Consider the following 21,298-nt stretch of genomic DNA (forward strand, 5'->3'; position numbering starts at 1 on the left):
GCTCCGCCGGAGCCGGTGCGCCGTTCCACGGGGGCCGTTCATGTGTCGCCCCGTCCCGTCCACCGGCGGTGGAACTGGCGGAAGCGCAGTACTCCCTCGTCGTCGGCGGTGTTGACCGAACCGTCCGTCTCCTCGGCGTCCCGGTAGATCCGCAGGTCCGCCCGGGTCCCCCACCAGTGCTGGAGCCGGTATCCCCAGAAGACCGGGGAGGAGCCGAGCGGACCGCCGGTCCGCGGCACGACGGTCCAGCCGTGCATGGTGGTCCGCCCCTGCGACACCGGCGTCACGGCGAGCAGTTCATGGGCCACCGGGCGGTCGTTCAGCTCGAAGGTCAGCACCTGGTAGGAGGGGGTCGACCGCAGGTGCAGACAGAGCCGGCCCAGACCGCCCGGCCGCCGGTTCAGCGGAGCCGGCAGGGTGATCGAGTCCGTCGTGATGCGCGCCGCGAGGGTGTGCGGTTCCCGTCCGGCGTCCCAGGTGAGCCGCAGACCGTCGGAGAGCCCGTGCACCACCGGGAAGTGGGGGACGTCGAATCCGTTCTCCAGCACCCGGCGCGCCGGCGCCGGGGTGTCGAAGGCGAACCGGTAGCGCCGGTGGGCCGGTGCGCCTTCGTCCAGGTGGGGGAAGTGCGGGGGCGGGTACTCGGGTTCCGCCGACCCCACCCACGTCCAGACGTAGCCGAGTCCCTCCCAGGAGGGGTGGACCCGGGCCGAGGCCCCCTGCGGCACCCGGCGGGTGGCGGGGGCGGCCACGCAGCTCCCCCTGCCGTCGAACCGCCAGTGGTGGAACGCGCACCGCAGCTCGCCGTCCACCACCCGGCCGAGCTCCAGGGCGGCCCCCTGATGGGGACAGAAGCGGTCCATCACCACGGCCGTGCCGTCTCCCGCGCGCCAGAGCACCACCTCCCGCCCGGCCACCACGGCGGCCTCGGGACGCCGCCCGACCCGGCGGGAACGCCCGGCCACGTACCAGCCGCGCGCCAGCCCGCGGGGCGGTTCGAGAGTGCGGGGCGGCTGCCCCCGTACCGGTGCGGGACTCATCGGCCGGCCCTCCCGTCTTCCGCGGCGCGGTCGACCCATGACTGGTAGTAGCGGCGGAACCTGAGCAGCCCGTTGTCGTAGCGCACGTACACGGTGGGCTGGGCGGTGCGGGTGGAGTCGTAGATAGGGACGTCCTGGAAGGTTCCGGCGCGGTTCTGCACCCAGAACAGGAGGTAGTTGAAGAGGGTGCGGTACCAGCGGCCGGTGCGGCGCACCCCCGCCCAGCCGACCTGGCGCGTGACCCGGTCGCCCTCGGGGACGATGCCCATGATCACCTTGTAGACCTCGGTGCCGTCCACGTACGCCGTGAACCGCTGGCCGCCCGGCCATCCGTCGACCAGCAACTGCATGTGGCGGCCCATCGCGAAGGTGGAGACGACGCCGGTCAGCCAGCCCAGGGGCGAGCGGCGCAGCGGCGGCCGCCACGGACGGCCGGAGAACCGGACCCCGAACCAGGCGTCGTCCCGGGTCAGCGGCGGGCCGTTGTCCGCGGCCTCGGACTGCCCGGTCAGCACGCGGAACTCCACCGCGTCCAGCGCCAGTCCGTGCAGGGCGCTGAAATGCTGGTGGTCGACCGCGTTCTCCAGGAGCTGGCGGATCGTCCCCGTGGTCGGGTCGTCGTAGCGGAAGCCGAGGTAGCGGCGGGGCCTGTCGGTCAGCGCCGGGAACTCCGGCAGGTCGAAGAGGGGCTCGGCGGTGCCATACCAGACCCAGACGTAGCCGTACGCCTCGCGGGTGGGGTAGGACCGGGTCCGGGCCGTCGTCGGGACGCGCGAGAGGCCGGGGATCGCGGAGCAGACCCCGTCCCCGCCGAACCGCCAGTGGTGGAAGGGGCAGCGCAGTTCGCCCCCGACGACGTCCCCGAGGCCCAGGTCGGCTCCCTGGTGCGGGCAGTGGGCGCTCATGCACCGGGCCACCCCCTTCCGGTCCCGCCACAGCACGACCTGCCGCCCGAACAGCCGCATCCGGTACGGCTTTCCGCCCAGGCGGGAGCTCTTGACCGCGACGTACCAGGACGCGGCGATGTTCGCCCCGGCGGGATTCGGCGGAGCGGCGGGGGAGGGGGCGGTGCGCGGCTCCGCCGGGGAGCCCTCCGGGTCGGTCACGCCGCCGCCCGGCCGTCGACGACGTGCGCGGCCCAGCGGAGCATCGCGGCGCGTTCACCGAAGCCGTCGAGCTCCGTCACCGCCTGCGCGATCAGTCCGCGCACCCGTTCGCGGGCCTGCTCCACCCCCACCAGCCGGGGGTACGTCCACTTGCCCGCGGCCCGGTCCTGGCCGACCTCCTTGCCGAACTCCTCGAAGCTCGACGTCTCGTCGAGGATGTCGTCGACGATCTGATAGGCGAGTCCGAGGTTCCTCGCGTACGTGGCGAGGCGCTCCGTCTCGGCGTCCGTCGCCCCTCCCAGGATCGCCCCGGTGACCACCGACGCCTCGATGAGCGCGCCGGTCTTCTTGAGGTGCATCTCCTCCACGGTCAGCGGGTCGACGTCGTCACGGCCCTGGGAGTGGATGTCGATCGCCTGTCCGCCGGAGAGACCGGACGGTCCGACCACCTCGATCAGCTTGGCCATGACGCTCAGCAGCCTTTCCGGACGCAGTGAGCCGGAGTTCCGGAGTATGAACTCCAGCGCGTAGGCGAGCAGGGCGTCGCCCGCCAGGAGCGCCATGCCCTCGCCGAACACCCGGTGGTTGGAGGGGCTGCCGCGGCGGAAGTCGTCGTCGTCCATGGCCGGCAGGTCGTCGTGGATGAGCGAAGCCGTATGCAGCATTTCCAGACCGCAGGCGGTGGGAAGCGCGACCGATATGTCGGTGTCGAATATCTGGTAGGCCAGCAGGCAGAGTGTCGGCCTTATGCGTTTTCCATCGGCCAGTAACGAGTAGGCCATGGCCTCGCGGAGCCGGGGCGGCTCCACCGAGTCGACGGATGAGCGAAGCTTTTCGTTGACCTTTTGACGAAACTCTTCCATCGGTACTGGGAAATCGGTTTCTTCCTGGGTGTTGCCCATCGTGAAAGACACGAATGCTCACTCTCCCCATGAATGCGCCGACGGGCCATCGAATGATCTGAGGACGGTGATGGCGCCGCTTCGCGGCGATGAAACAGAGACGGACGGCGGACTTCGGGGCCTTCGCTTTCATCCGGCACCCGGATGTGTCGCGTTCGGCCCGTCGGGTCCTTCGTGCGGGAATCGCAAAGACCGCGGCGTGGCGGTGGTTCTCCTCAGATCGCCAGGACGCGCGCGCCGGCGCCGGGCGCCGTGGGCAGCGGGCCGGCGGCCACGCTCACGCGCTTCAGCCAGCGGTCCGTGCCGTCGAACCGCGGCAGGAACGCCCGGCGGCCGTGCACGGCGCGGTAGTTGTCCACGAGCAGCGCGTCGCCCTGGCCGACCACCACGTCCCGCTGCACGCGGGTGAGCTCGCCGACGATCGCGGCCAGCGCCTCGGCGGCCTCGTCGTCGCCGGCCACCGCGGTCGTGTACGGCGCGTCGATCCGCAGACAGGGGGACTCGGGAGCGCCGAAGAGGAGCGCGGCCGGCTCCGGGGCCTCGTGCATCGCGCGCGCCCGCCGGAGCATGTCGCTGTCCGGGGCGATCCGGGCCAGTTGGCGCAGGTGCTCCAGGTCGGGGCGGATGAGGAAGCGGCGCTGGTGGAGCACGGACCGGTGGTGATCGGTCAGCCGCACCTCGGCGACCGTGCCCAGCGTGGTCGGCACCCGGTCGGGGTTTCTGATGCCCAGGAGGGCCAGATAGCGGCACCTGTCCGGGTGGAAGCCGTCCTCGGTGTGCCACTCCAGGGCGACGGAGCCGTGGCCGCTCTGCTCCTCCCGGTCGCTCTCGACCGGCAGGAGGTTCTGCACCATCCGGCCGCGCTGGATGGTCGGCCAGGCGAAGACCTCGCCCAGGGCGGCGGCCAGCAGCGCCAGTTGCGCCTCCTCCAGCGCCTGGCGCCCGGAGTCGAGGGGTTCCTGCCAGGAGAGCGGCGTGGGCCCGCACGCGTCGGGGTCGACGCGCACTCCCGAGAGGCGCAGCGCGCACAGGGAGGGGGAGTTCTTGAACTCATTCAGTATCGAACGAACCGATTCCGGTATTCGGTCGATGTGTTCTTTCAGGCCTTCATAGAAGGCGGGTCTCGCGGGAGACCCCTGCGCGGCCAGGGCTTTCCGGGCCGCGGTGCATAAGCCATCGGCCTCTTCCGCCGACAGCGTGTGGCCTAAAAAAGACGGAACGCGTTCCGAATCGACGTCCACTGCAAGTCCCCCATGGTCGGTTGGACGTGAAGCCGTATGTCAAGTCTTCCGAGCGAGCCTGGACGGTGCGGATTCCCGATGGTACACCATGTTCATCACCCGTTCAGGTGAAGTCTTCCTGAACAGACCACACCGGCAACCCAGTTGAGTGTTTCCGGATCGGACGCGCTGTACGGGGGACCGGCTCTAGGAGGCTGGATTGAGTACGATGCGAAATCTGAGACTGGCCGCTTCCCGGCACGTCAGGCGATTGCTGACTTCGACCGTCACCCAAGTGGCTCCGCCCATTCGGCGCGGCACCGAGACCGCCGTCGGCGAGCACCTGTACGGACCCGTCCTCAGGCCCTCCCTGAAGCGGGAACTCCGCGCGACCCCGGTCCGGCTGACGGCGCGGTATCTCGTCTTCGCGGTGAAGCGCGCCCGCCTCGCGGCGCTCGCCCCCGAACCCGTCGGGGGCAATCTTTCCGGATATCTGGCAGAACTTCGGGACGCGGGCATCGAGAAGCTCCTGAACCGACTCTGCGCGCACATCCCCGAGGGCGGGCGGGCCCGGCGGGAGGTCACGGAACTCGCCGACCTGGAGTTCGCGATCCGCGCGGGCGAAGCGAAGCCGGAGCACCTGCGGCGCCTCGTGGAACTGGCCCCCGGCGAACTGCGCATCGTCCGCGACCTCGGCCGGCCCTGGGACCGCGACGGCGACGCGGAGCTCCGCGAGGCGCTGCGTCCCGCCGAGAGCCTGGCCTACGTCGCGTGGGACCTGGAGCAGTACGCCTCCGCCACCGGACCGATCAGACGCACCAACATCTACGCCGCCTTCGTCGACACCTACGGCGACGCCGCCGAGGAGCGGCTGCGCGACGAGGTCGCCCACTTCGAGGCGCTGTTCGAGCGGGGACTGCGGGCGGTCGGCGCGGCGGACCGGGAGCGGCTCGAACACGCCTTCGCGCTCAGCTGCGCCCCGCTCCGGGACGCCTTACCGGCCCCGGCCGCCGACCGGCACGAGGAGGCCAACGCCGCCGAAGGCGTCTCCAGCGCCGTCGTCCTCTTCGGCCTGCTGTGCGCCCTGGGATGGCTGGTGGCTTATATCGCCATCGTCTACCGGGGATTCGCCGACCAGACCTACGGCGTGCCGCTCGCGGCCTTCTTCGCCAACCTGACCTGGGAGTTCGCCTACGGCTTCCTCCTGGACCCGCTGGGCGACTACTTCCACACCGCGAGCATCGCCGGCTTCCTGGTCGACGTGGTGATCGCCTGGCAGGTGTGGAAGTACGGCGCGGCGCAGTTCCCCGACAGCACCATCGGCCGCTACTTCCGGCCGTTCTTCGGGGTGTGCGTGGCCGCCGCCCTGTCGGTCAACTACCACGCGTTCATCGACCTGGCGGACCCCGACGGGGAGTACACCGGCTTCGGCATCAACCTGATGATGTCCATCCTCTACCTCAAGATGCTGGAGGACCGCGGATCGCCCGCGGGCCAGTCGATGTACATCGCCCTCGGCAAATGGCTGGGCACGCTGTGCGCCTGGGTCGCCACGGCCCTCACCGTCACCACCTCGCCGCAGCGGACCTGGCCCACCAGCTGGTCCGAGTTCGTGAAGAAGTCGCTGGGGCACCGCTCGTACCCGCTGACGCCGCTCATCAACGTCATGTACGCCTGGACGTTCCTGCTCGACGTCGCCTACTGCGTCCTGCTCCACCGCTCCCTCAAAGCCGCCGGCATGTCGCCCTGGCGCCGGCTCTGAGCGCCCCGCTCCCCGCCGGGGCCGCGGTCGCGGCGGGGGCGCTCGCCGTGCTGACCGCGCTGGTGGCGTCCGGGAACGACGCCGTCGGAGCGTTCGACGCCTGGTTCCGGGCGGAGGCCGGCCGCGTCCTCGGGGCGTCGGCCGGCTCCTGGTACGGCCCCGGCGGGACGGCCGACGCGGTCGGCTCGGCCCTGCTGGGGGCGGGTCTGATCGCGGCGCTCGGCGTGCTGCTGCACCGCCGCAGGCCCGCCGCCGTGCTGTGGGCGCTCGGCGGCCTGAGCGTGCAGTTCGCGGTGGAGACGGCGCTCGGAACGCTGGTGGCACGGCCCCTGCCGTTGCCGGCCGACGGCTCCGCCCCCGGCCCCGGCCACGGCTTCCCGTCCGGGCACGCGGCCTCCGCGACGCTGATCCTCCTGATCCTCCTGGCCGTGCCGCGCACCGGCACGCGGACGTGGTGGTCGTGCCTCGGTCTGGGCTCGGCCCTCGTGGCGGCCGTCGGCGTCTCCCGCGTGCCGGCGGACGCCCACCACGCCACCGATGTCGCGGGAGGCGTCCTCCTGGGACTCGCGGTCGGCCTTGTGGTCGCCCGGCGCGTCGGCCTCCCCTCCCCGAAACCCTCAGGAAAGGAAACTCGATGAACGGCTTGGCCCGCCTGGCGGCGACCCCGCTGGGGAAGGCGGTGGGCATCACCCGGGACTACGTGTCGCGGCTGTACTACGTCGTGGACGAGGTGCCGCGCGGACAGCGCTTACGCCTGACCCCCGTCCTGCTCGCCGTCGAGTACCTGGTCTACCGGGTCGACTCGCTGGCGGAACGCAACACGGAGGTGGACCTCGACGCCGAACGCACCAGCGACTACGAGGCGTTCCACACGTACAAGAGGGCCTTCGAGAAGGTCCTGCGACGCGTCGGGGCGTGGAACGAGGACGTGGCCTTCCTGGTCGACGAGGCGGAGCGGTTCATCCGCCTGGAGAACGCCACCACGTCGCGCGGCACCCTCACCCGCGGGGACTTCCTCGCCCTGGTCGAGCTGCGGCCCACCGACGTACGCCTGCTGCGGGCCATGACCTTCGCACTGCGGGGCCGCCCGATGCCCCCCGAGACCCGGGACCTGCTCTGGCCGGTGGAAGTGCTCGCGGACATCGCGAACGACCTCCGGCACTACGAACAGGACGTCGCCCTGGGCACCCTGAACGTCTACGCCGCCTTCGTGCGGCTCTACGGCGACACGGCCGCCGCCGAGCTGCGCCGCGAGGTCGACCGGTACGAGTCGATGTTCCTGGAGCGCCTCTCCGCCCTGCCGGCCGAGCGGCGCGCGCGGGTCGCGGAGGTGTGCCGCCGCCGGTACGAGGCGGCCGTGCGGCCGTACCCCCGGACGATCACCGCGCCCCCGGCCCCCGCGCCCCCGCCCCCGCCCGGCGGCACGCGCCCGCGCGGGCGCGTCGCCGTCGGCGCGGTCCTGACCGCCGCCTCGCTCGCCGCGGCGGCCTACGGCCTCAGACGGTTCCGGCCGTCGCACCCCACCCCCGCCCTTCGCACACCGAGAGGACACCTCGCATGAGCAGCGCGACACATCGGAGCCCGGTCGTGTTCGATCCGCTCTCCGACGGGTTCATGGAGGACCCGCACCCCCACTACGCCGAGGTGCGGCGCCACGCGCCGGTGCACGAGCACCCGGGCGGCTTCTGGATGCTCTCCCGGCACGAGGACGTGGAGGCACTGCTGCGCGCGGAGCACTCCGTCGACAAGGGCAACGCCCGCAGCTCCGGAGCCCCCGCCCCCGCACCGCGCCGCAAAGGGCTGGCACTGATCGACCAGGACCCCCCGCACCACACCCGATTACGCGGGCTCCTCTCCCAGGCGTTCACCCCCCGGGCGATGAGCGGCGTCGAACCGGTGGTGCGCGACCTGGTCGGCGGGGCGCTGGACGACCTGGAGCGCGCCGGAGGCGGCGACCTGGTCGAGACGCTCGCCTTCCCCCTGCCGTTCGCCGTGATCACCCGGATCCTGGGGATGCCGGAGATCGACACCGCGCGCCTGCGCGAGCTGACCGGGCTGCTGGTCCGCCTGGGCGAGCCGGGGAGCGGCTCGCGCGCGAAGGAGGACCGCGCGGCCGCCGACGCGGAGATGACCGGGCTCGTCTCCGACGCGATCACCCGCAAGCACCGGGAGCGCGGCGACGACCTGCTCACCGCCCTCATCGACGCCGAGGACGACGGCGACCGGCTCAGCCACGACGAACTGGTCGCCCAGGTCGCCATGGTCTACGTCGCCGGGTACGAGACGACCGTCAACCTGCTCTCGGGCGGGGTCCTGGCACTGCTGCGCGATCCCGACCAGCTCTCCCTCCTGCGGGCCAGGCCCGACCTCGACCGGAACGCGATCGAGGAACTGCTCCGGTACGAGCCCCCGGTGCACCTCACCCGGCGCATCACCCTGCGCCCCCACCGGGCGGGCGAGCACGAGATCCCGGCCGGTTCGGTCGTCCTGGCGAGCCTGGCCGGGGCCAACCGCGACGAGGGGTTCTGGGGTCCGGACGCCGGCCGGCTGCGGCTGGACCGCGAGGACGCGCGCCGCCACCTCTCCTTCGGTGGAGGCGTCCACTACTGCGTCGGCGGGATGCTCGCCCGTCTTCAGGCGCGGATCGCGATCACCGGGCTGGTCCGCCGCTTCCCCGGTCTGAAACAGGCGGGGGAGGTCCGCTGGAACGGCCTCGTGAGTCTGCGCGGAGCCGCGTACCTCCCCGTCCGCGTCTGACCGTCACGCGGGCCGCCGCGCGGGCCGCGTGACGGGGGACGGTCAGAGCCGGGCCGCCTTCAGGGCCATGTGGAGCAGGAGGCGGTCCTCGCCCGTGTCCAGGTCGAGGCCGGTGAGCTGTTCGACCCGGGAGAGGCGGTAGTAGAGGGTCTGCCGGTGGATGCCGAGGGCCGCCGCCGTGCGGCCCGCCTGGCCCGCGTGGTCGAGGAACGCCTCGGCCGTGCGGGCCAGTTCCGTGTGGGCCGGGCCGAGGAGCGTCCGTACCGCCGGGTCGGGTCCGGCCGGGGGCAGGGCGGTGAGCAGCCGGTACGGGCCGAGGGCGGCCCAGCGGGCCAGCGGGCCGAGCCGGGGCTGGGCGTGGGCGGCGCGGGCGGCGGCGGTCGCCTCCCGCCAGGACAGGTCCAGGTCGGCCAGGCCCCGCCGGGGCTCGGCGAGGCCGGCGGTGGCGGCCGGGCCGCGCAGCCGCTCGGCGGCGGCGAGGGCGGGGGAGAGGTTGTCGCCGGACCGCAGCCGCACCAGTACGGCGAGCGCCCGCCGGCCCGCGTCCGCCGGGCCGTCCGGGGGATCGCCCGCCGGGCCGTCCGGCCGTCCCGCCGGGGCCCCGGCGGCGGGCCGGGCGGGAGGGCGGGCGCCGGTCGGGGCGTGCCAGGGGAGGGCGCACAGGGCGGCCGCGCCGGGCACCCCGCGCGGGGAGGGGGCGTCCTCGTCGGGCCAGGGGGCGACGCAGACCAGGGTGTGCAGGCCCTCCGCGTCCGGGCCCAGGGCGGTGCGCAGGGCGGCGACGGCCATGTCGTACCGCCAGCCCCGTTCGGCCGTCAGGACGGTCCGCAGTTCGCGGGAGAGGTCGGTGCCGGCCCGCTCCTCGTCGGCGAGCAGGTCGCCGATCCGGGCGGCGACCTCCATGGCGGCGGCCAGCCGCTCGTGGGAGGGGCCGGGCTCGGCGTCCAGGAGCCAGACGTAGCCGAGGACGACACCCCGATGGCGTACCGGGAGGCAGATCCGGTCGCGGAAGACGCCCGCGTCCGGGGCGGCGGGGATGCGGACCGGGCCGGTGGCCCGCGCGATCCCGAACCCCTCGAACCAGGCGCGGACCGCCGGGGTGGACTTCCGGGTGAGGATCGACCGGGTCCTGACCGGGTCCATCGCCGCGTCGTCGTCGCTGTCGTGGGCCCCGAAGGCGATCAGCCCGAAGTCGCGGTTCTCCAGTGTCGCGGGGGCGCCCAGCAGCGCCGAGATCTCGTCCACCAGCTCCTGGTAATCGCCCTTCACGGGCCCCATTCTCGCACCCCCCGGCCGGCCCTTCAGACAGTTGTCTGAGGGCGGGGTCACGGATGCGTGACAGCTGTAGATGGCGGACGATCGGAGCGATCCTTAGGTTTCACGGTGGTTCTCCGTGCTGTTCCCGGTTCGTTCGCTTCGGTCCGGTTACGGCCCCGTTCTACCCTCGCCCTCTGGAGGTGCCCCGTGCTGGGTCCCGTGATCCTCGCCGCGTCGCGCAGCGACAAGATGCGCCGTCTCGTGTCGGCCGCGCCCGGGACCAAGCAGGTCGTGGCGCGCTTCATCGCCGGTGAGATCGTGGACGACGTCGTCCCGATCGTCCAGGACCTGAGCAACCGCGGCCTGGAGGTCACGCTCGACGTCGTCGGTGAGGACATCACCACCGTCGAGCAGTCGTACGCCGCCCGCGACGCCTACCTGGAGCTGATCGGCCGCCTCAAGGAGCTGGGCCTCGGCGAGCGCGCCGAGATGTCCGTCAAGCTGTCGATGTTCGGCCAGTCGCTGAAGATCGAGGGGGGCGAGCCCGGAGGGCTCTCGGTTGAGGGTGGTGGCGGGCGACGGGAGGGCGGCCACGAGCTGGCCCTCTCCAACGTGCGCCCGGTCGTCGCCGCCGCCGCGGAGATCGGCACCACGGTCACCCTGGACGCCGAGGACCACACCACCCTCGACTCGATGTTCGCCATCCACGAGGAGCTGCGGAAGGACTTCCCGCAGACCGGCTGCGTCATCCAGGCGTACCTCTTCCGCACCGAGGACGACGCCCGCCGCCTCGCCGCGAACGGCTCCCGCGTCCGGATCGTGAAGGGCGCCTACAAGGAGCCCGCCGAGGTCGCCATCCAGGACAAGCCCGAGATCGACAAGGCGTACGTCCGGATCATGAAGATCCTGATGGAGGGCGAGGGCTACCCGATGATCGGGTCCCACGACCCGCGCCTGATCTCCATCGCCCAGGAGCTCGCCCGCCGCGCCGGCCGCAAGCTGGACGCGTACGAGTTCCAGATGCTGTACGGCATCCGCAGCGAGGAGCAGAACCGGCTCGCGGCCGAGGGCCACCGGATGCGCGTCTACACCGCGTACGGCACCGACTGGTACGGCTACTTCATGCGCCGCCTCGCGGAGAAGCCCGCCAACCTCCTCTTCTTCGTCCGCTCGATCCTCACCAAGGGCTGAGCCCCACACCCCTCAAGAAGGAGTTAAGCGACTCATGGACGCTGTCACCCAGGTCCCCGCTCCCGTCAACGAGCCGGTGCACGGCTACGCCCCCGGTTCGCCCGAGCGCGCCCGGCTGGAGGCCAGGCTCAAGGAGCTCGCCGACAACCCGCGCGAGCTGCCGATGACCATCGGCGGCGTCAAGCGCCTGGGCGGCGGCGACGAGTTCAAGGTCGTCCAGCCCCACAACCACCAGGCCGTCATCGGCACCTTCCGCGGTGCCACCCAGGCCGACGCCCAGGACGCGATCGACGCCGCCCTGGCCGCCGCCCCGGCGTGGCGCGCGATGGCCTTCGACGACCGCGCGGCGATCATCCTGCGCGCCGCCGAGCTGCTCGCCGGCCCGTGGCGCGAGACGCTGGCCGCCTCCACCATGCTCGGCCAGTCGAAGACCGCCCAGCAGGCCGAGATCGACACCCCCTGCGAGCTCGTCGACTTCTGGCGCTTCAACGTGGCCTACGCCCGCGAGATCCTCGCCGAGCAGCCGCCGGCGAACTCGCCCGGCGTGTGGAACCGCCTGGACCACCGCCCGCTGGAGGGCTTCGTCTACGCGATCACGCCGTTCAACTTCACGGCCATCGCGGGCAACCTGCCCACCGCCCCCGCCCTCATGGGCAACGTGGTGGTCTGGAAGCCGTCCCCGACCCAGACCCACTCCGCCGTGCTCCTCATGGAGCTCCTGGAGGAGGCCGGTCTGCCGAAGGGCGTCATCAACCTGGTGACCGGCGACGGCATCGCCGTCTCCGAGGTGGCCCTGAACCACCCCGACCTGGCCGGCATCCACTTCACCGGCTCGACCAAGACCTTCCAGCACCTGTGGAAGACGGTCGGCACCAACATCGAGAAGTACCGCTCCTACCCGCGGATCGTCGGCGAGACCGGCGGCAAGGACTTCGTCGTCGCCCACCCCAGCGCCGACCGCGCCGTCCTCAAGACGGCCCTGACCCGCGGTTCCTTCGAGTTCCAGGGCCAGAAGTGCTCCGCGTCCTCGCGGGCGTACATCCCGGCCTCCCTCTGGAACGACGGCTTCAAGGAGGAGTTCGCGGCCGAGGTCGACGGCATCACCATGGGTGACGTCACCGACCTGTCGAACTTCATCGGCGCCGTCATCGACGACCGCTCGTTCGCCAAGAACAAGGCGGCGATCGACCGTGCCTCCTCCGACCCGAGCTGCACGATCATCGCCGGCGGCACCTACGACGACTCGGTGGGCTACTTCGTCCGCCCGACCGTCATCGAGTGCACCGACCCGGAGAACGAGGTCTTCACGACCGAGTACTTCGGCCCGATCCTCGCCGTGTACGTCTACGAGGACGAGAAGTACGACGAGATGCTGACCCAGATGGAGTCGGTGTCCGACTACGCGCTGACCGGCGCGGTCATCTCCAACGACCGTGCCGCCGCCGCGTACACGATGGAGAAGCTCCGCTACGCCGCGGGCAACTTCTACATCAACGACAAGTCGACCGGCGCCGTCGTCGGCCAGCAGCCCTTCGGCGGCGGCCGTGCCTCCGGCACCAACGACAAGGCCGGCGCCCCGCAGAACCTGACGCGCTGGACGCTGACCCGCGCCATCAAGGAGACGCTGGTCCCGCCGACCGAGTACGGCTACCCGCACATGGGCTGACGCCCCCCGCCGCCCTCCGGCGGCCCCCGAACACCGCCCCCCTCCCCGGTCCCCCCAGGCCGGGGTCGGGGGCGGTACCCATGTGTGCCGGGCTACGCCTCCGGGTCCGGCCCCCGGTGCGCGCGGCCGGTCGTGGTCTCCAGCTGGGCGGTCCAGACCGCCGAGAGGGCGGAGGCGATCGCGATGGTGACGGCGAGGCCGGAGGCGCCGATGCCGTCGGCGAGGAAGACGGCCAGCAGGACGGTCACGAGCACGGCCCATCCCGCCAGCACCGCCTTGCCGGGGCGGCTCAGGTACAGCCACCGGTCCGGGGCGGCCGGCGGGGCGGTCACGGTGCCTCCCGGCCCGGCCGTGGCGGCGTACGGGCGCTTGAGGTAGCCGTACACCAGCCACTCCCCGCAGAGCTCCCAGCCCTCCGGCTCCAGCGCGGCGAGGACCCGCTCCCGGTGGCCGCCGGTGAGCACCTCGCGGCGGTACTCCCAGCGGAGCGCCGAGCCGGGGGTGCGGCGGCAGACGAAGCGGCCGAGCGGGTCGAGGGACTCCACCTCCCAGCCCTGGTCGCCGTGGACGGCCAGCATCCGCCGGTCGTTGAAGAGGTCCGCCGTCCAGGTCCAGTGCTCGACCTCCTCCTCGGGGCCGGCCGCCTCGGGGGCGAGGCCGCCGAGCCGGGCGGCGAATCCGGCCGCCGGGCCGAACTCCTCCTCCGGCGTGCCGCCGGTCTCGGCGAGGTGGGCGCGGAGGTCCTCGACGGTGGCCCCCGCCTCGGCCGCCGGGACTCCGGCGGCGGCGAGGGCGGCGGCCAGTTCGGCGAAATAGGCGGTGGAGCGGTCGGTGGAGCGATCGGCGGAGCGGTCGGTGCTCATGTGGTGGGTCCCCCCGGATACAAAGCGGTCTCGACGACGCGGTGGAACTCCCGCCACGCCCGGCTCTCCTCGGCGAGACGGGTCCGTCCCCCGGGGGTGAGCCGGTAGTAGCGGCGGCCCGGCCCGCGCTCGGCGGCGCGGAACTCGGCCTCCACCAGGCCGGCCTCCTCCAGCCGGTTCAGCACGGGATAGAGCGTCCCGCCCTTGATCTCGCCCACGCCCGCGTCGGCGAGCGCCCTGGCGATCTCGTACCCGTAGCTCTCCCCGTCGGTCAGGCGGGAGAGGACGAGCAGGTCGAGGACTCCCTTGAGCCAGCTGGATCTGCGGTCTGCGGCCATGGGTGCATTGCAGCACCAGCTAGATAGGAACGCAACCTAGATAGGCGTAGCGGGACGCCGACCCTGCGGAGCGGGCCGTCTCAGATAGTAGGAAGTCCGAGTAATTGTGGAGACAGATGCGGGGAGCTGCCCTAGCTTTGTAGGAGCCGAACGTCTCGCTTCATCAGCGAATGGCGGCCGAGAGCGCGACGCCCCTGCGCAGGCAACCCCTGCGGCGGCGCTCCCCGCCCCTTCCGGCACCTTCGATCACCACTGATCTCCGCACGTCTCGTGATCACCACTGATCCCAAGGAGTCGATCCCCCATGGCCGCTCAGCCCGCCCGCCGCGTCCGCCGCTCCGCCGCCCGCCCCGGCGACGAGGCCCGCCAGAACGCCGCCGCCGCCCTCCAGCGCGCCCTCGACCGCCGTGACAACGGCGGATCGACCGGCCACTGACCTGCCCGTACGCCTGTCCGTTCGTCCACATGGTGGACGGATCGTGTCAGACGATGGGACGAAGAAGTAGGGTGCCGCCATGTCTCACAGCATCGATCTCGCAGTCATCCCCGGCGACGGCATCGGCCAGGAGGTCGTGGCCCAGGGCCTCAAGGTCCTCGCCGCCGTGCTTCCGCAGGACGTGAAGCTGGAGACCGAGGAGTACGACTTCGGCGCCCGGCGCTACCACGCCACCGGTGAGACCCTCACCGACGCCGACCTCGACTCGCTCAAGAAGCACGACGCCATCCTGCTGGGCGCCATCGGCGACCCGTCGGTCCCGTCCGGCGTCCTGGAGCGCGGCTTCCTCCTGAAGCTCCGCTTCGCCTTCGACCACCACGTCAACCTGCGGCCCTCGAAGCTGCTCCCCGGCGTCGCCACCCCGCTCGCCGGCCAGCCCGCGATCGACTTCGTCGTCGTCCGCGAGGGCACCGAGGGCCCGTACACGGGCAACGGCGGCACCATCCGCAAGGGCACCGTGCACGAGGTCGCGACCGAGGTCTCGGTCAACACCGCCTTCGGCGTCGAGCGCGTGGTCCGGGACGCCTTCGCCCGCGCCCAGGCCCGCCCGCGCAAGAAGCTGACGCTGGTCCACAAGAACAACGTGCTGACCTTCGCCGGCCACCTCTGGACCGACACCTTCCACAAGGTCGCGGCCGAGTTCCCCGAGGTCACCACCGACTACCTGCACGTCGACGCCGCGACGATCTTCCTCGTCACCGACCCCGGCCGCTTCGACGTCATTGTCACCGACAACCTCTTCGGCGACATCCTCACCGACCTCGCCGCCGCCGTCTCCGGCGGCATCGGCGTGGCCGCCTCGGGCAACATCGACCCGAGCCGGGAGTTCCCGTCCATGTTCGAGCCGGTCCACGGCTCCGCGCCGGACATCGCGGGCCAGGGCAAGGCCGACCCCACGGCCACCGTCCTCTCCGTCGCCCTCCTGCTGCGCCACCTCGGCTACGAGACCGAGGCCGCCCGGGTCGAGACGGCCGTCGCGGCCGACCTCACCGAGCGCGGCGACTCCGTCCGCACCACGGACGAGATCGGCGACGCGCTCGCCGCGCGAGTAGCGAGCTGACCCGCGCGCCTCTGACAGCACACAGCAGCCGCCGGGTCGTCCAGACGCCCGGCGGCCGCTTCGTCGTACGCGACCGCGGGGCGCCGGACCCCCTACCCTCCGTATCAGCGGACCGCCCCCGGCCCGTGTCGCGTACACCCGTTTCGTCCACCGGTCCTCCCGGGCGATAATCGAACGTGGGGCCGCGGCATGCGGGCACGCCGTGGGCGCGGTCCGACCCAGACAACCGGTGAAGGACACGCACTCATGACGAAGCCCACGATCGAGCTCAAGCCCTCCTCCAGCCCGCTGTCCGCCGCGGAGCGCGAGGCGATCCTGGTCAACCCGGGATTCGGCCGCCACTTCACCGACCACATGGTCACCATCCGCTGGACCGAGGGGCGCGGCTGGCACGACGGCCAGCTCGTGCCGTACGGCCCGCTCTCCCTCGACCCGGCCAGCAGCGTCCTGCACTACGCCCAGGAGATCTTCGAGGGCCTGAAGGCGTACCGCCGCCCCGACGGCACCGTCGCCACCTTCCGCCCCGACGCCAACGCCCGCCGCTTCCAGTACTCGGCGCACCGCATCGGCATGCCGGAGCTCCCGGTCGAGACCTTCGTCGAGGCGTGCGACGCCCTGGTCCGCCAGGACGAGGCGTGGGTCCCGCCGCACGGCGGCGAGGAGTCCCTCTACCTGCGCCCGTTCATGATCGCGACCGAGGTCGGCCTGGGCGTCCGCCCGGCCAACGAGTACCTCTTCGTCGTCATCGCCTCCCCGGCCGGCGCCTACTTCCCGGCGGGCGTCAAGCCGGTCGCCATCTGGGCCTCCGAGGACCGCGTCCGCGCCGTCCCCGGCGGCGTCGGCGACGCCAAGACCGGCGGCAACTACGCCGCCTCCCTGCTCGCCCAGGCCGAGGCCGCCGAGAAGGGCTGCATCCAGGTCGCCTACCTCGACGCGGTCGAGCACAAGTGGGTCGAGGAGCTCGGCGGCATGAACCTGTACTTCGTGTACGGGAACCGGATCGTCACCCCCACCCTCACCGGCTCGCTGCTCGCCGGCATCACCCGCGACTCGCTGCTCCAGGTCGCCCGCGACCTCGGCTACGAGGCGGAGGAGGGCCGCGTCTCCATCGACCAGTGGCAGGAGGACAGCGCGAACGGCACCCTCACCGAGGTCTTCGCCTGCGGCACCGCCGCCGTCATCACCCCCGTCGGCACGGTCAAGTCGGCCCGCGGCGAGTGGCAGCAGTCGGGCGGCGAGCCCGGCGAGGCCACCATGCGGCTGCGCGAGGCGCTCCTCGCGATCCAGACCGGGCGGGCCGAGGACACCCACGGCTGGATGCACGAGCTCGGCGGCGAGTGACCCGCTAGGAAGCCTTGCGAGCGCCCGGGACGGACCCCGTCCCGGGCGCTTTGTCGTGCCGCCGTTTGAGTGACGCTCAATGTGACCTTCTCCGCACGGGTAAAGATCTCTTTGGAGGGAGGCGGGAAAGCATTTAGAGTGACGCTCAAACAGGAGGTGCATCGACGTGCGACTGACCCCCACGGAGCGCGACCGGCTGCTGCTCTTCGGCGCCGCCGAACTCGCCCGGGCCCGCCGGGCCCGCGGCCTGCGGCTCAACGTCCCCGAGGCCACCGCCCTCGTCGCGGACACCGTCTGCGAGGCGGCCCGCGACGGCCGGCGGCTCGCCGAGGCGATCGAGGCGGCCCGCTCCGTCCTCGGCCCCGACGACGTCCTGCCCGGCGTCGCCGACATCGTCACCGAGGTGCACGTCGAGGCCGTCTTCGACGACGGCTCCCGGCTCGCCGTCGTCACCGACCCCATCGGCGGCGGCGGCCTCGGCCCCGGCGCCCCCGGCGCCCTGCGCCCCGGCCCCGGCCACCCCGAGCGGGAACCCGCGCTCACCCTCCCCGTACGGAACACCGCGACCGTCCCGGTCAGCGTCACCTCCCACTTCCACTTCTTCGAGGCCAACCCCCGCCTCGACTTCGACCGCGCCGCCGCCTACGGCATGCGCCTGGCGATCCCGGCCGGCGCCTCCTTCCGCTTCGACCCCGGCGGCGCCGCCGAGGTCGGCCTCGTCCCCCTCGGCGGCGCCCGCGTCGCCATCGGCTTCGCCGGCCTCGTCGACGGACCGCTCGACGCCCCCGGCGCGAAGGAGGAGGCCCTCCGGCGCGCCGCCGCCTGCGGCTACCTCGGCGCCGCGTCCCCCGAGGAGGACCACTGATGGACCCCTACGAGTACGCCTCCGTGCACGGCCCCCGGGCCGGCGACCGGGTGGTCCTCGGCGACTCCGGCCTCGTCGTCCGCGTCGAGTCCGACTCCCAGGCGCCCGGCGAGGAGTTCCTCGCCGGCTTCGGCAAGACCGCCCGCGACGGCCTCCACCTCAAGGCCGCCGCCGTCCGCGAGACCTGCGACGTCGTCATCAGCAACGTGCTGCTCATCGACGCCGTCCAGGGCATCCGCAAGGTCTCCGTCGGCATCCGCGAGGGCCGGATCCACGCCATCGGCCGGGCCGGCAACCCCGACACCCTCGACGGCGTCGACGTCGTCACCGGCACCGGCACCACCATCGTCTCCGGCGAGGGGCTCATCGCCACCGCCGGCGCCGTCGACACCCACGTCCACCTGCTCTCCCCCCGGATCATGGAAGCCTCGCTGGCCAGCGGCGTCACCACGGTCATCGGCCAGGAGTTCGGCCCGGTCTGGGGCGTCGGCGTCAACTCGCCCTGGGCGCTCAAGCACGCCTTCGAGTCCTTCGACGCCTGGCCCGTCAACATCGGCTTCCTCGCCCGCGGCTCCTCCTCCGACCCCGCCCCGCTGGTCGAGGCCCTCGCCGAGGGCGGCGCCTCCGGCTTCAAGGTCCACGAGGACATGGGCGCCCACACCCGCGCCCTCGACACCGCGCTGCGGGTCGCCGAGGAGCACGACGTGCAGGTCGCCCTGCACAGCGACGGCCTCAACGAGTGCCTCTCCGTCGAGGACACCCTCGCCGTCCTGGAGGGCCGTACGATCCACGCCTTCCACATCGAGGGCTGCGGCGGCGGACACGTCCCCAACGTCCTGAAGATGGCGGGCGTGCCGAACGTCATCGGATCCTCCACCAACCCCACCCTCCCCTTCGGCCGCGACGCCGTCGCCGAGCACTACGGGATGATCGTCTCGGTCCACGACCTCAAGACCGACCTCCCCGGCGACGCCGCCATGGCCCGCGACCGCATCCGGGCCGGCACCATGGGCGCCGAGGACGTCCTGCACGACCTCGGCGCGATCGGCATCACCTCCTCCGACGCCCAGGGCATGGGACGGGCCGGCGAGACCGTGCGCCGCACCTTCGCCATGGCCGGCAAGATGAAGGCCGAGCGCGGCCCCCTCGAAGGCGACGGCGAGCACGACGACAACGCGCGCGTGCTGCGCTACCTCGCCAAGCTCACCATCAACCCGGCCGTCGCCCACGGCCTCGCCCACGAGATCGGCTCCGTCGAGGTCGGCAAGATGGCCGACATCGTGCTGTGGCGCCCCGAGTTCTTCGGCGCCAAGCCGCAGCTCGTCCTCAAGTCCGGCTTCCCCGCCTGGGGCGTCACCGGCGACCCCAACGCCGCCACCGACACCTGCGAACCCCTCGTCCTCGGCCCCCTCTTCGGCGCCCACGGCGCCGCCGCCGCCGAACTCTCCGTCGCCTTCGTCGCCCGCGCCGCCGTCGACCTCGGCTCCGACCGGATGCCCACCCGGCGCCGCCGCGTCGCCGTCCGCGGCACCCGCGGCATCGGCCCCGCCGACCTCCTCCTCAACTCCCGGACCGGCTCCGTCCAGGTCGACGACCGCACCGGCCTCGTCTCCCTCGACGGCTCCCCGATCCGCTCCGAGGCGGCCGACTCCGTCTCCCTGAACCGCCTCTACTTCCTCTAGGACCCGCCCCCATGAGCACGTACCGCATGCCCGCCGAATGGACCCCGCACGAGCGGACCTGGATGGCCTGGCCCAGCCCCAATCCCACCTTCACCGACGAGGCCGAACTCGCCGCCGCCCGCGCCGCCTGGGCCGCGGTCGCCCGTGCCGTCCGCCGCTTCGAGCCCGTCACCGTGGTCGTCGCCCCCGGCGACGCCGAGGGCGCCCGCGCCCTCCTCGGCCCGGACGTCGACCTGGTCGAGCGCGAACTCGACGACGCCTGGATGAGGGACATCGGCCCCACCTTCGTCACCGACGGCACCGCGCTCGCCGCCGTCGACTGGGTCTTCAACGGCTGGGGCGCCCAGGACTGGGCCCGCTGGGAGCACGACTCCAAGATCGCCCGGCACGTCGCCGACACCGCCGGCGTCCCCGTCCTCGCCAGCCCCCTGGTCAACGAGGGCGGCGGCCTCCACGTCGACGGCGAGGGCACCGTCCTGCTCACCGACACCGTCCAGCTCGGCTCCGGCCGCAACCCCGAGTGGACCCGCGAGCAGGTCGAGGCCGAGATCCACGCCAAGCTCGGCACCACCAAGGCGATCTGGCTCCCGCACGGCCTCGCCGGCGACTACGGCCTGTACGGCACCCAGGGGCACGTCGACATCGTCGCCGCCTTCGCCCGCCCCGGCACCGTCCTCGTCCACAGCCAGCAGGACCCCCGCCACCCCGACCACGCCCGCTCCCGCCAGTACGCCGAACTGCTGCGCGCCGCCACCGACGCCCAGGGCCGCCCCCTGGAGGTCGTCGAGGTGCCCGCCCCCACCGTCCTCACGGACGAGGAGGGCGACTGGGTCGACTACTCCTACATCAACCACTACCTCTGCAACGGCGCCGTCATCCTCTGCGCCTTCGACGACCCCCGCGACGAGACCGCCGCCGCGCTCTTCCGCCGCCTCTTCCCGGACCGCGAGGTCGTCCTCGTCGACGCCCGGACGATCTTCGCCGCCGGCGGCGGCATCCACTGCATCACCCAGCAGCAGCCAGCGGTGTAGAACGTACGAGTGAGTCAGCGCAGCAACCCCGCCCCCCGCCGCCGCAACCAGGCCGCCCCGCCCCGCGAGGAGGTCTTCGCCGCGGCCATGGACACCGTCGCCGAGCGGGGGCTCGACGGGCTCACCATGGCGGGGCTCGGCCGGCAGGTCGGGATGAGCAGCGGCCACCTGCTCTACTACTTCGGCACCAAGGACGAACTGCTGCTCCAGACCCTGGAGTGGAGCGAGGGACGGCTCGGCGCGGCGCGCGGGGCGCTGCTGTCCCGGCCCGGCACCGCCCGCGAGCGGCTCGACGGCTACATCGAGGTGTACGTCCCCGAGGGCCCGCGCGACCCGCACTGGACGCTCTGGCTGGAGGTCTGGAACCGTTCGCAGAGCGCCGCCGAGGACGCCCGCGCCCGCCAGGCCGCCATCGAGATGGCCTGGCACCGGGACCTGGCCGCGCTCCTCGCCGAGGGCGTCTCGCGCGGCGAGTTCCGGCCCGTCGACCCGGACCGCTTCGCCACCCGCACCCGCGCCCTCCTGGACGGCTTCAGCGTGCACGTCGCGGTCGGCCTGCCCGGCACCGACCGGGCCGACGTCCTCGCGCGGGTGCGGGAGTTCCTCGACGAGGCGCTCATCCCGGATTCCGCATCGTGAGATCCGGGTCCGGGCCCGGCCGGGCCTGTGGCAGACTGCGAGCGTGCCTGCTACCACGATGATTATCGGCAGCGGCGCGCCG

At 72.7% G+C, this 21,298-nt stretch carries 20 protein-coding genes; 13 read left to right on the plus strand and 7 right to left on the minus strand.

The window, feature by feature from the left end; genetic code table 11:
* Positions 1-38: 38 nt before the first annotated feature.
* From IE219_RS08485 to IE219_RS08500, 4 genes are all read right to left on the minus strand, one after another.
* Positions 39-1,040, minus strand: a complete 1,002-nt coding sequence (locus tag IE219_RS08485; RefSeq protein WP_189975938.1) for a Rieske 2Fe-2S domain-containing protein — start codon at positions 1,038-1,040, stop codon at positions 39-41.
* On the minus strand, positions 1,037-2,146 hold the full coding sequence (locus IE219_RS08490) for a Rieske 2Fe-2S domain-containing protein (RefSeq protein WP_189975939.1): 1,110 nt from the start codon (positions 2,144-2,146) through the stop codon (positions 1,037-1,039). The genes IE219_RS08485 and IE219_RS08490 overlap by 4 nt, the downstream gene beginning before the upstream one ends.
* Positions 2,143-3,048, minus strand: a complete 906-nt coding sequence (locus tag IE219_RS08495; RefSeq protein WP_308434015.1) for a polyprenyl synthetase family protein — start codon at positions 3,046-3,048, stop codon at positions 2,143-2,145. The genes IE219_RS08490 and IE219_RS08495 overlap by 4 nt, the downstream gene beginning before the upstream one ends.
* 215 nt (positions 3,049-3,263) lie before the next feature.
* Positions 3,264-4,055, minus strand: a complete 792-nt coding sequence (locus IE219_RS08500) for a TauD/TfdA family dioxygenase (RefSeq protein WP_229849651.1) — start codon at positions 4,053-4,055, stop codon at positions 3,264-3,266.
* 508 nt (positions 4,056-4,563) lie between these two features.
* Here IE219_RS08500 and IE219_RS31635 point away from each other — a divergent pair.
* From IE219_RS31635 to IE219_RS08520, 4 genes are read left to right on the plus strand one after another with little or no spacing between them, the layout of a single operon-like run.
* Positions 4,564-6,030: a transmembrane-type terpene cyclase gene (locus tag IE219_RS31635; RefSeq protein WP_229849652.1), complete on the plus strand. Its 1,467-nt coding sequence runs from the start codon at positions 4,564-4,566 to the stop codon at positions 6,028-6,030.
* Between the two features lie 47 nt (positions 6,031-6,077).
* A complete protein-coding gene (locus IE219_RS08510) occupies positions 6,078-6,668 on the plus strand; it encodes a phosphatase PAP2 family protein (protein ID WP_189975940.1) in 591 nt (196 codons plus the stop codon).
* Positions 6,665-7,591 carry a hypothetical protein gene (locus IE219_RS08515; protein ID WP_189975941.1) on the plus strand — a complete coding sequence of 309 codons (927 nt, stop codon included), beginning with the start codon at positions 6,665-6,667 and terminating at the stop codon, positions 7,589-7,591. Before IE219_RS08510 ends, IE219_RS08515 begins: the two co-directional genes overlap by 4 nt.
* On the plus strand, positions 7,588-8,787 hold the full coding sequence (locus IE219_RS08520; RefSeq protein ID WP_189975942.1) for a cytochrome P450: 1,200 nt from the start codon (positions 7,588-7,590) through the stop codon (positions 8,785-8,787). The genes IE219_RS08515 and IE219_RS08520 overlap by 4 nt, the downstream gene beginning before the upstream one ends.
* 42 nt (positions 8,788-8,829) lie before the next feature.
* On the opposite strand, the gene IE219_RS08525 is transcribed toward IE219_RS08520, so the two are convergent.
* Positions 8,830-10,056, minus strand: coding sequence for a PucR family transcriptional regulator (locus tag IE219_RS08525; RefSeq protein WP_189975943.1), 1,227 nt, complete (start codon positions 10,054-10,056; stop codon positions 8,830-8,832).
* A gap of 195 nt (positions 10,057-10,251) precedes the next feature.
* On the opposite strand from IE219_RS08525, the gene IE219_RS08530 reads away from it, so the two are divergent.
* On the plus strand, positions 10,252-11,235 hold the full coding sequence (locus tag IE219_RS08530; protein WP_189975944.1) for a proline dehydrogenase family protein: 984 nt from the start codon (positions 10,252-10,254) through the stop codon (positions 11,233-11,235).
* A 34-nt stretch (positions 11,236-11,269) separates the two neighbouring features.
* A complete protein-coding gene (pruA, locus tag IE219_RS08535; protein ID WP_189975945.1) occupies positions 11,270-12,901 on the plus strand; it encodes an L-glutamate gamma-semialdehyde dehydrogenase in 1,632 nt (543 codons plus the stop codon).
* A gap of 92 nt (positions 12,902-12,993) precedes the next feature.
* On the opposite strand, the gene IE219_RS08540 is transcribed toward pruA, so the two are convergent.
* Positions 12,994-13,764: a hypothetical protein gene (locus tag IE219_RS08540; protein ID WP_189975946.1), complete on the minus strand. Its 771-nt coding sequence runs from the start codon at positions 13,762-13,764 to the stop codon at positions 12,994-12,996.
* Positions 13,761-14,102 carry a PadR family transcriptional regulator gene (locus IE219_RS08545; RefSeq protein ID WP_189975947.1) on the minus strand — a complete coding sequence of 114 codons (342 nt, stop codon included), beginning with the start codon at positions 14,100-14,102 and terminating at the stop codon, positions 13,761-13,763. The genes IE219_RS08540 and IE219_RS08545 overlap by 4 nt, the downstream gene beginning before the upstream one ends.
* Before the next feature lie 304 nt (positions 14,103-14,406).
* Between IE219_RS08545 and IE219_RS32230 the strand changes: the two genes are divergently transcribed.
* The 7 genes from IE219_RS32230 (at position 14,407) to IE219_RS08575 (ending at position 21,216) form a co-directional block, all read left to right on the plus strand.
* Positions 14,407-14,538: a hypothetical protein gene (locus IE219_RS32230; protein WP_268256832.1), complete on the plus strand. Its 132-nt coding sequence runs from the start codon at positions 14,407-14,409 to the stop codon at positions 14,536-14,538.
* A gap of 79 nt (positions 14,539-14,617) precedes the next feature.
* The gene (locus tag IE219_RS08550) at positions 14,618-15,658 is read left to right on the plus strand and encodes a 3-isopropylmalate dehydrogenase (RefSeq protein WP_189975948.1); all 1,041 of its coding nucleotides are present in this window, start codon (positions 14,618-14,620) and stop codon (positions 15,656-15,658) included.
* 246 nt (positions 15,659-15,904) lie between these two features.
* Positions 15,905-16,999: a branched-chain amino acid aminotransferase gene (locus IE219_RS08555; RefSeq protein WP_189975949.1), complete on the plus strand. Its 1,095-nt coding sequence runs from the start codon at positions 15,905-15,907 to the stop codon at positions 16,997-16,999.
* A gap of 166 nt (positions 17,000-17,165) precedes the next feature.
* Positions 17,166-17,864 carry an urease subunit gamma gene (gene ureA / locus IE219_RS08560; RefSeq protein ID WP_189975950.1) on the plus strand — a complete coding sequence of 233 codons (699 nt, stop codon included), beginning with the start codon at positions 17,166-17,168 and terminating at the stop codon, positions 17,862-17,864.
* Positions 17,864-19,546 (plus strand): urease subunit alpha, encoded by a 1,683-nt coding sequence (locus tag IE219_RS08565; protein WP_189975951.1) that lies wholly within the window; start codon positions 17,864-17,866, stop codon positions 19,544-19,546. The genes ureA and IE219_RS08565 overlap by 1 nt, the downstream gene beginning before the upstream one ends.
* Positions 19,547-19,557: 11 nt before the next feature.
* Entirely contained in the window at positions 19,558-20,577 is a 1,020-nt protein-coding gene (locus IE219_RS08570; RefSeq protein ID WP_189975952.1) for an agmatine deiminase family protein, read from the plus strand.
* An 87-nt stretch (positions 20,578-20,664) separates the two neighbouring features.
* Positions 20,665-21,216: a TetR/AcrR family transcriptional regulator gene (locus IE219_RS08575; RefSeq protein WP_189975994.1), complete on the plus strand. Its 552-nt coding sequence runs from the start codon at positions 20,665-20,667 to the stop codon at positions 21,214-21,216.
* The last annotated feature ends 82 nt before the right edge of the window (positions 21,217-21,298 follow it).

Origin of the sequence: Streptomyces termitum (assembly GCF_014650175.1) — a bacterium.
Taxonomy (GTDB): Bacteria; Actinomycetota; Actinomycetes; order Streptomycetales; family Streptomycetaceae; genus Streptomyces; species Streptomyces termitum.

Excerpts from the sequence above, each read along its gene's own strand:
- IE219_RS08485 (WP_189975938.1), bottom strand. The coding sequence starts at position 1,040 with ATGAGTCCCGCACCGGTACGGGGGCAGCCGCCCCGCACTCTCGAACCG.
- IE219_RS08495 (WP_308434015.1), bottom strand. The coding sequence starts at position 3,048 with ATGGGCAACACCCAGGAAGAAACCGATTTCCCAGTACCGATGGAAGAG.
- IE219_RS08515 (WP_189975941.1), top strand. The coding sequence starts at position 6,665 with ATGAACGGCTTGGCCCGCCTGGCGGCGACCCCGCTGGGGAAGGCGGTG.
- IE219_RS08520 (WP_189975942.1), top strand. The coding sequence starts at position 7,588 with ATGAGCAGCGCGACACATCGGAGCCCGGTCGTGTTCGATCCGCTCTCC.
- pruA (WP_189975945.1), top strand. The coding sequence starts at position 11,270 with ATGGACGCTGTCACCCAGGTCCCCGCTCCCGTCAACGAGCCGGTGCAC.
- IE219_RS08540 (WP_189975946.1), bottom strand. The coding sequence starts at position 13,764 with ATGAGCACCGACCGCTCCGCCGATCGCTCCACCGACCGCTCCACCGCC.
- IE219_RS08545 (WP_189975947.1), bottom strand. The coding sequence starts at position 14,102 with ATGGCCGCAGACCGCAGATCCAGCTGGCTCAAGGGAGTCCTCGACCTG.
- IE219_RS32230 (WP_268256832.1), top strand. The coding sequence starts at position 14,407 with ATGGCCGCTCAGCCCGCCCGCCGCGTCCGCCGCTCCGCCGCCCGCCCC.
- IE219_RS08550 (WP_189975948.1), top strand. The coding sequence starts at position 14,618 with ATGTCTCACAGCATCGATCTCGCAGTCATCCCCGGCGACGGCATCGGC.
- IE219_RS08555 (WP_189975949.1), top strand. The coding sequence starts at position 15,905 with ATGACGAAGCCCACGATCGAGCTCAAGCCCTCCTCCAGCCCGCTGTCC.
- IE219_RS08565 (WP_189975951.1), top strand. The coding sequence starts at position 17,864 with ATGGACCCCTACGAGTACGCCTCCGTGCACGGCCCCCGGGCCGGCGAC.
- IE219_RS08570 (WP_189975952.1), top strand. The coding sequence starts at position 19,558 with ATGAGCACGTACCGCATGCCCGCCGAATGGACCCCGCACGAGCGGACC.
- IE219_RS08575 (WP_189975994.1), top strand. The coding sequence starts at position 20,665 with ATGGACACCGTCGCCGAGCGGGGGCTCGACGGGCTCACCATGGCGGGG.